Source organism: Aestuariivirga sp., from assembly GCF_044239095.1.
Taxonomy (GTDB): Bacteria; Pseudomonadota; Alphaproteobacteria; order Rhizobiales; family Aestuariivirgaceae; genus Aestuariivirga.
The window spans coordinates 1-7,891 of the sequence record NZ_JBIICB010000203.1; the positions used below are offsets into that span (position 1 = coordinate 1).

At 59.4% G+C, this 7,891-nt stretch carries 8 protein-coding genes; 6 read left to right on the forward strand and 2 right to left on the reverse strand.

The genetic code is table 11. The annotated features are described in order from the left end of the window. Positions 1-256 precede the first annotated feature (256 nt). Positions 257-907, forward strand: a complete 651-nt coding sequence (locus ACILRA_RS16280; RefSeq protein WP_395663125.1) for a GPP34 family phosphoprotein — start codon at positions 257-259, stop codon at positions 905-907. A 6-nt stretch (positions 908-913) separates the two neighbouring features. On the opposite strand, the gene budA is transcribed toward ACILRA_RS16280, so the two are convergent. After that, positions 914-1,639: an acetolactate decarboxylase gene (gene budA / locus ACILRA_RS16285; RefSeq protein WP_395663126.1), complete on the reverse strand. Its 726-nt coding sequence runs from the start codon at positions 1,637-1,639 to the stop codon at positions 914-916. Positions 1,640-1,825: 186 nt separating this feature from the next. Here budA and ACILRA_RS16290 point away from each other — a divergent pair, with 186 nt between their 5' ends. The 5 genes from ACILRA_RS16290 to ACILRA_RS16310 are packed head-to-tail and all read left to right on the forward strand — an operon-like array spanning position 1,826 to position 6,794. Beyond that, entirely contained in the window at positions 1,826-2,338 is a 513-nt protein-coding gene (locus tag ACILRA_RS16290; RefSeq protein ID WP_395663127.1) for a hypothetical protein, read from the forward strand. Beyond that, the gene (locus ACILRA_RS16295) at positions 2,338-3,513 is read left to right on the forward strand and encodes a methyltransferase domain-containing protein (protein WP_395663128.1); all 1,176 of its coding nucleotides are present in this window, start codon (positions 2,338-2,340) and stop codon (positions 3,511-3,513) included. Before ACILRA_RS16290 ends, ACILRA_RS16295 begins: the two co-directional genes overlap by 1 nt. Then, entirely contained in the window at positions 3,510-5,882 is a 2,373-nt protein-coding gene (locus tag ACILRA_RS16300) for a SpoIIE family protein phosphatase (RefSeq protein WP_395663129.1), read from the forward strand. Before ACILRA_RS16295 ends, ACILRA_RS16300 begins: the two co-directional genes overlap by 4 nt. Positions 5,883-5,886: 4 nt before the next feature. Beyond that, positions 5,887-6,435: an ATP-binding protein gene (locus ACILRA_RS16305; protein ID WP_395663130.1), complete on the forward strand. Its 549-nt coding sequence runs from the start codon at positions 5,887-5,889 to the stop codon at positions 6,433-6,435. Positions 6,436-6,455: 20 nt separating this feature from the next. Next, positions 6,456-6,794, forward strand: a complete 339-nt coding sequence (locus ACILRA_RS16310) for a hypothetical protein (protein WP_395663131.1) — start codon at positions 6,456-6,458, stop codon at positions 6,792-6,794. A gap of 123 nt (positions 6,795-6,917) precedes the next feature. Here ACILRA_RS16310 and ACILRA_RS16315 read toward each other — a convergent pair whose 3' ends face one another. Beyond that, positions 6,918-7,877, reverse strand: a complete 960-nt coding sequence (locus ACILRA_RS16315) for an NAD(P)H-binding protein (protein ID WP_395663132.1) — start codon at positions 7,875-7,877, stop codon at positions 6,918-6,920. Positions 7,878-7,891 lie beyond the last annotated feature (14 nt).

Sequence of the window (7,891 nt, forward strand, 5' to 3'; positions counted from 1 at the left end):
GAATTCCTCAAGGCTGTCAATGACGCGCGCAACTTCCCCAACGTCGTTCTGTAGCGACATGTCGAGACGCGCCGTCAACCTGATCTCCTCTGGCATAATGACGGCTAAGCGGTTACGCAACTCCGCTTGGGCGGTCAAGTACGCAAAGCAGCCAAGCACCGCAGCCGCACTAAATTGATGTACCGCTTGGACAGAAGACTTGTTAGAATGGCGTGGAGGCGGCGACCGCCGCGCAGCAATTTAGTGGGGCAATACCATGCTGACAGTTCCTGAGGAGTTCCTTCTGCTTACGCTGAAGGACGAAGATGGCGGTTTCATCGACATTCCGCTGGAGTATCAGCGCGCAGGATTTCTCGGCGCCGCCATCATGGAGCTGGCGCTGCAGGAACGCCTCGACAGCGACCTTGATCGCGTTTGGGTTGTAAATAACGCCCCGACGGGTGATGCAGCTCTCGATCCGGTGCTATCACGGCTTGCGGCGACCGGTTTCGACAGCAATGCCGATAACCTGATCAATCAGCTTATCGAACTTGGCGATCCCGTCCGTTCGCAGGCATTGGCGCGGCTTTGCGAGAAGAAAATCCTGGTCGAGACCGAGGGCCGCCTTCTTTGGTTCCTGAAGACACGCCGCTATCCGCCCATTGACGGCAAGGAAATCCGCGAGGTGAAGCTGAGGCTTCTTGAGGTTCTGCTGCGCGACGCCCTTCCGGGTCCACGCGACGTCTGCCTGATGTCACTTGCCGAAACCTGCGGCATCATCCGCCAGATCGTGCCGCCTTCTGAACTGAAGGTTGCACGTGAGCGCATCGCAAAGTTCTCCAAGATGGAGCTCATCGGGCAGAACGTGAACCATTACATCGAGCTCTTCGAGCGCGCCATGGCAATGGCCACGCCCGCGCACATGTAAGCGGGTTTAGCGCTCGACTTTGTTGAGGTCGGCCTCCATGTCCCTCGTCTGTTCCATGGTAAGGAAATCGAGGGTCATGGGCAGGCCGAGTTCGATCGAGGGTGCGTGCTGCACACCGACGGTGATGCCGTTTGGCGCGGCGGCGAGAAGATGGCCGCCCTTCATGCGGTCAGCCGTGATGAAATGCAGGTGCAGCCCCGCAAGGTGAACGCCGCTCAGAAACGTGGGCGTGTAGAACCCGACGATTGTACCTTCCACGTCATGAAACTCGAAAATTGTCTGCAACTTGGCGATCTCAGCCAAGGGCAGGTAATTGCTCTGCTTGGGGACGGACCGCGCCCGCACGTAATCAAACTTGCCGTCAATCCGGATCGCATACATGAGGTTTGGCGATGGGATCAGATCGAGTATGGCGTGCTCAAAGCCGCTTTCCGCAACGGGTCCATCGAAGGTATCTACCGTATCTCCCTCGAAATGGGTCGCAAGGGCAAAGGGCGTCTTGACCTCGTCGGGGATGACTTCGGCATTCCCCTCCGGCCGCAGGCAGTAGACCTTGCCATCGAGCATGACCAGTTCGCCGTCGAGATCGTTGAATGTGCCGATTCCGAGATTGCCCTTCTGCCGCATGAGGCCGATCGGCGTATCCGCCCGGTAGATGCCCTCAACCAGCGCGGCAAGTGGAGCCGAGATAAACACGGGGGGACGGACCTTCCTCTCCACCTTAACTTCCATTTTGTTCATACCTCCGCTGCGTCAGTTGATTTGCTGAGGGACAGAGTTCAACTACCTGCTCGAAATCGCAAGCTAAATTTGCTTGCACCCAGAGTTGGCTACGGCTAACTTTATGCTGCGACAGCTTTACAATTTTCCTTTTCGGGTCACACCAACCGCAGAGTGTGGTTTCCCGCAGGAAAATCAGTGACGCTGAGGCTCTTGGGGCAAGGCATGACAGCATCAGATAAGATTCTCGAAGTTTCGATGGGGATTGATGATTTCTCATCGGAATGGCTGCACTGCGACCGGATTTCTACCTACGTCGCCCGCATGGTGAGCCACAGCCGCACGGATTCGCTACTTTACGCAAACCTGTTGAGTTCTACATTGAACGAACTGCTGGAGACGGTCTTCTCCAATCACGGATCAGGCGGCGAATTTATCTGCCGGATCAAGCGTTCGGGCGCCAATGACGTGATCGAGTTGACCTTGCCCTGCGACGACACGGCTCTGCGTTTCTACATGGACGCCGCGAAAGTGCTGGAGCGTGATGACCTTACTGATGTTTATCATGAGGCGCTGTTCTCGCCCGGCAAGCAGGATCCGCGCCTGGGCCTTCTCGAAGTGGCGGTCGACTACCAGGCGAAGATCAGTATCGTGCCGGTAGGCGGGCAGTTGACACTCTCCGCGGAAATGATGCTTGAGGTCTCGCGCTGATGCGGCCTCCCGGAAAGTCCACTTACGAGTTTGCGTTCAACGAGAATAATCAGGAGTTCGTCATCGCTGGCAAGCTCCGCCCGCGCAGCGAAGCAGATATCGAGAACATTGTCGCCGGAATGACCGCTGCGCTTGAGAATGTGCGCGGCACTTTCTACCTCAACGTGAAACGCCTTGCCCGGCTGAACAACATTGCCTTTCGTGCAATCGTATGCCTCATGTCGGAGGTTTGCGAGCGGCGCAAAGACCTACGTATTGAAATCATCACATCCAGCGTGATGGGATGGTCAACCCGCAAATTCCTGCCGCTTGCGAAGCAGTACCCCAACATCTCCGTCACGGAATACGACAAGGATTTCTACCCTGGTCAATCCTTCCTCGAAGATGGCGGGTTCATCCCCATCCTGCGCAATCAGACCCGCCTCACCTGGCGGCATGAGCGGAACCTGCTTGCCCGGCATGGGCTGAAGCCGGACATGGAAATGGCGGACATCTGCTGCGGCATTGGCGACTTCGCCGTGCTTGTGAAGAAGGAGTTTGGCCCTTCGCGCATCATGGCCCTCGATCATTCGCGCTCGAGCCTTGATTATGCACGCAAGGTGGCGGCGGATTTCGGCGTTACCGGCATCGAGTATGTATACGGCGATGCCTCGGAAATGGTGATCGATGACAACAGCTTCGATTTCGTCACCTGCCGTCATTCCCTGCAGATTTTCGACAAGCCCGAACTGATCCTGAAAGAACTCCATCGCATCTGCAAGCCAGGAGGCAGGGTCTACATCACCAACGAGAAGAACTCGCACTGCCTGGGCGAGCCACGGGGCGAGAGCATCCAGTGGACCTACACGGAAGTGGCCAAACTGTTCGCAGACTTCAAGATGGACGTGGAGTTCGGCCCGAAGAGCCGGCGGTATCTTGCCGATGCCGGTTTCGAGGACATCAAGATCGACAACTTCATGGTGACCAACCTCGATGGCGATCCCCGGGAATTTGCAGACATGATCCAGGCATGGGAGAATGTCTATGCCGGGCAGATGGCGAAGGACCGCGGCGACACGCCTGAGTTCATTGCGCGCTTCCGCAAGGGCTTCCAGGATCATATCTATGCCGCCCTTCAGCCGAAGGGCTATGCCGGCTGGCCGATCTGGGCCGCATCCGCGCGAAAGCCTTCATGACCGCCACCCCCGTGCAGGACACCATGAAAGCAAGCGTACTGACGAGCTTCCGCACCAAGTTCATTGCGTTGATCGGCGGTGCGGTGCTGCTGTCATCGCTTCTTGGCGGCGGCGTTGCGCTGTGGAACGTGCAGAAGCTCTCGGATGACGCGTCAGCCGAGATCGAGAGCGGCCTTTCCAAGGCGACGGAGCAGTACCTTACCCGCTACATCGACATGACCGCACAGCGCGCCGATATGATGTTTGAGCGCACCTTCGACCAGGTGAACACGCTTGCGCAGTTCAGCCAGCGGCTGATCGACCAGCCGGAGCTTGGCGCTGGCCTCGGCAAATTCCTGGAAGGCTATCCGGACTACCAGGACCAGATGGAATTCAACGCGGAAAAGAACTGGCTCCAGAACCGGTCCGGCGAACCAGGCGTCATCAGCGTATGGGGCTACCTGCTGGACGGACCCGGCCGCATGCGGCCCGACGTGCAGGAGGCGGTGCGCGATTCCGGCATTTTCGATCTCGTCGCCCCCTCGCTCATGGCGACCGGACAGAACAAGCTGCAAATGTACTATGTCGGGCCAAAGGCCCGCCCCATCATGCGCACGATGCCCTATTCCGACCAGGCGCAGACATTCGACAAGCTCTATGGCGGCCACAATGAGCAGAACTGGTGGGACTTCTTCTTCCCTGGCGTCTACGAGGCCTGGCAGGAATGGGCGAAGAACCCCGCCGTACGCCCCGTCGACACGGACATCACCGTGCTTTCGCCCTATGTCGACGCGATCACCGGCAAGACCATCGTCAGCTATTTCCAACCGCTCTACACCAAGGACCGGCAGGATGTGGCCGGCATGGTGGGCGTCGACATCACGCTGGAGCAGCTGACTGAGCTCGTTCAGGGCGTGAAGATCGCCGAAACCGGTTTCGCCTTTCTATCGCAGCAGAACGGCAATGTGCTGACGGTCAACGAGGCCGGCGAGGCGCTGCTCGGCATCAAGCCAGAGAACGCGACGGGTGCTGGCGTCACCGGACTTGATCGCAGCCTTGCGAAAAGCAGCTTTGCCGACATCGCGAGCCTGAAGATGCCAGCCCCAGGCACGACCAGCATCACACACGTGGTGGTGGAGAAGGACGGCAAGTCCGAAGGCCTTCTCGTGGCGCTTCAGCCGCTGGAACCGATGAACCTCTGGCAGCCCAATTCCGGCATCGCCGCCGAGCGCTTCATGCTTGGCTTCGTCGTTCCCGACCGCGAGATCTATGCCTCGCTCTATGCGGCACAAAGCGAAATCGGCGCCGCCACGAGCCGCATCGTGCAGGGCATCCTCGCAACAGTTCTCTCATTCCTTGTTCTGGTGCTGGCGGTTTCGGTCGCGGTGTCGCGCCGCTTCACGGCGGGCCTCGTGGCCCTCGCCGACGCGGCCGGGCGGCTGACGCGCGCCGACTACAATGTGCAGGTGCCGGTAAAGGGCCGCGATGAAGTGGCGCTCGTGGGTGCTGCGTTCAACTCCATGGCGCGCGAAATCCGGGACTACACGGAAACATTGGAGAACAGGGTCGCTGACCGCACCAGAGAGCTTGCCTCCGCCAATGACGAGATCAACCGGCTTTTCGACAAGCTGAAAGACGAGAACCTGCGCCTTGGCGCGGAGCTCGATGTTTCGCGGCGCATTCAGATGATGGTGCTGCCCTCCGTTGAAGAGCTCGAGGGAATTCCCTACCTCGAGATCGCAAGCCATATGGAACCCGCTGACGAGGTGGGCGGCGACTATTATGACGTCCTCTACACCGAGGGCGGCGTGAAGATCGGCATCGGCGATGTGACCGGCCACGGCCTCGAAAGCGGCGTTCTGATGCTGATGGTGCAATCAGTCGGCCGCGCACTTCATGAGCGCGGCGTCGACGATCCCTGCGCGTTCCTTGAGGTTCTCAACCGGGCAATTCACAAGAATGTCCAGCGGACGAAGTCTGACAAGCATCTGTCGCTTGCCTTCCTTGATTACGCTGATGGCAAGGTAACCATCTCGGGCCAGCACGAGGAAGTGATCATCATCCGCAAGGACGGCACGGTCGAGCGCCTTGACACCATGGACCTGGGCTTCCCCATCGGCCTCGAGGAGCACATCGGTGACTTTGTATCGAGCAGCACGCTGGCCTTTGACGAAGGCGACATGATCGTGCTGTTCACTGACGGTATTACAGAGGCGGAAAACGAGGGCGGCGCTTTGTATGGGGTTGATCTCCTCATCGAGAGCGCCACCAGGGTGCACGCACTCAGCGCATCGGCAGCGGCCTCGGCAATCATTACGGACCTCAAGTCGCACATTGGCACACAGAAAGTTCATGACGACATCACGCTGGTCGTGGTGAAGCACAGGTGACGACATGAGTATCGAATTCGGAGAAACACGGCCAAGCAATGGGCCATCGGCCTTCGTCATGTCGGTCGTCCTGCCGGAAGGGCGGCTGGCAGTGGGCTGGCAGCATGCCAGTGCGACGTGCGAGTTCCTGGGCGAAACATTCGCCACGCGCCATGCGAAGACCGGACGGGACTACAGCGATGCCCGCCATTCCATCATTTATCTGGTGAACGAGCTTATCGAGAACGCCATCAAGTTCCGCAGCCCGGGCGATATCGAGATACGATGCTCGCTCGAAGAAGGAAATTTCGAGCTGGTAGTCACCAACAATGCCAGTTCCGAAGTCGCCACCCGTTTTCAGGCCATCCTTGCGGAGGTGACGGCTGGCGACCCCGGCGAGTTGCTGATCCAGCGGATTGAGGCGAACGCCGCGGACGAGAACTCCTCCGCGTCGGGCCTCGGCATCTTGACGCTGATGAATGATTACGGCGCGCGGCTCGGCTGGACATTTACCGAAGCGCCCGCCGGCGGCACCGTGACGCTCAGCACCTTCGCCTCACTCAGTCTCAACTGACATCTGAAAGCCCGACACACATGGAAATCAAGACAGACGACTACAACATTTGGACCGAAGGCTCGGTCATCCACTACGAGGGCACATTGCGGCTCTCCGGCACGGATGCCTATCAGCCCATCCTCGACCTCATGCAAGGCGTTCTGGCGAACAAGCCCCAGTCGGTGGTGCTGGATCTCACACAACTCGAATTTCTGAACAGCTCCGGCATCAATCTCCTGGCAAAGTTCACGATCGAACTCAGAAAGCTGCCGGATGTGGGCTTGAAGGTCCTTGGGTCAACGCGGATTCCGTGGCAGTCGAAGTCGCTTCCCAACCTGCAGAAACTGCACAAGGGCGTCGAGCTGGTCATCAGCTGACGGCATTCTTAGAGCGGCGGACGGTCAGTGATGATCGTCTCCCGGGTCTCGCCGTCATGCCAGCGAAAGCTGGGGTGACGGGAAGAATGGAGTGCAGATACTCCAGATAAATCTCAAGAGACCCTAGAACACGGCATGCTCGCCGCGATCGTCTGCGACTTCGCCTCTCGCGGCACGGGCATAGTGATCAAAAAGCGTCTCCGTGCCGAACGAAGGGGTCAAGGCCGCATCGTAGCGTTGCGCCTGAGCATCCCAGAGCAGCATTGATTCGGTGGCGTAGTAGCGTCCGATCCGCGCAAGCTCAGCCTTGGATCTGAGATTCGGAGAAAACCTGCCGAGTGCGCCCAGCACGAACACGATGGCATCGAGCAGGGCCACGGGCACATGGCGGAAGCGGGGCTGCCTCCCGAACAGCGCAGCAAGTTGTTCGCCTTGCGCGAGCGGGGTGATCGCCTCACCCGGACCGCCAACCGGCAGCACCTTGTTGTGCAGCTTGGGATCCGAAACGCAGGCGGCGAGAAAGCGCCCCAGATCGTCATCGCTGATGGGTTTGCAGGATGTGAGCCGCCCATCCCCGAAGACAAGGAATGGCTTGCCTTCGCGCACCCGGCCAACCTGGCCTGAGAGCGACTTGAAAAAGGCGGTCGGCCTGACGATCGAATAGGTGAGGCCGGAGTCGATCAGCAGCTTTTCATAGGCGAGCTTCGCGTGCTGGAAAGCCAACACCGGCTTCTGCACGCAAATGGCCGATAGCAGAACCACGTGCCGGATGTTCGCTGTGCGCGCTGCCGTCAGGGCCACCGCATTCGCCCGGTAGTCAATCGCCCAGGCATCCTCGGGCAGGCCCGTACGGGAGGCAAGGCAGGACATCAGCACATCGAAGCGCTCTCCCGCAAACCCATCCCGCAGCAATGACTCCTCGCCGGTGACATCACCAAAGCGCAGGACGGCATCCGCGGGAAACAGCCTAGCCGGATCGCCGCCATCCGGACGGGGACGCAGGAAGCACACTGTCTCGTGCCCCGCGGCAATGAGGGCGCGCACGGCAGCCTTCCCGATGGTTCCGGTAGCGCCGAGAACCAGAACCCGCTGCGGCT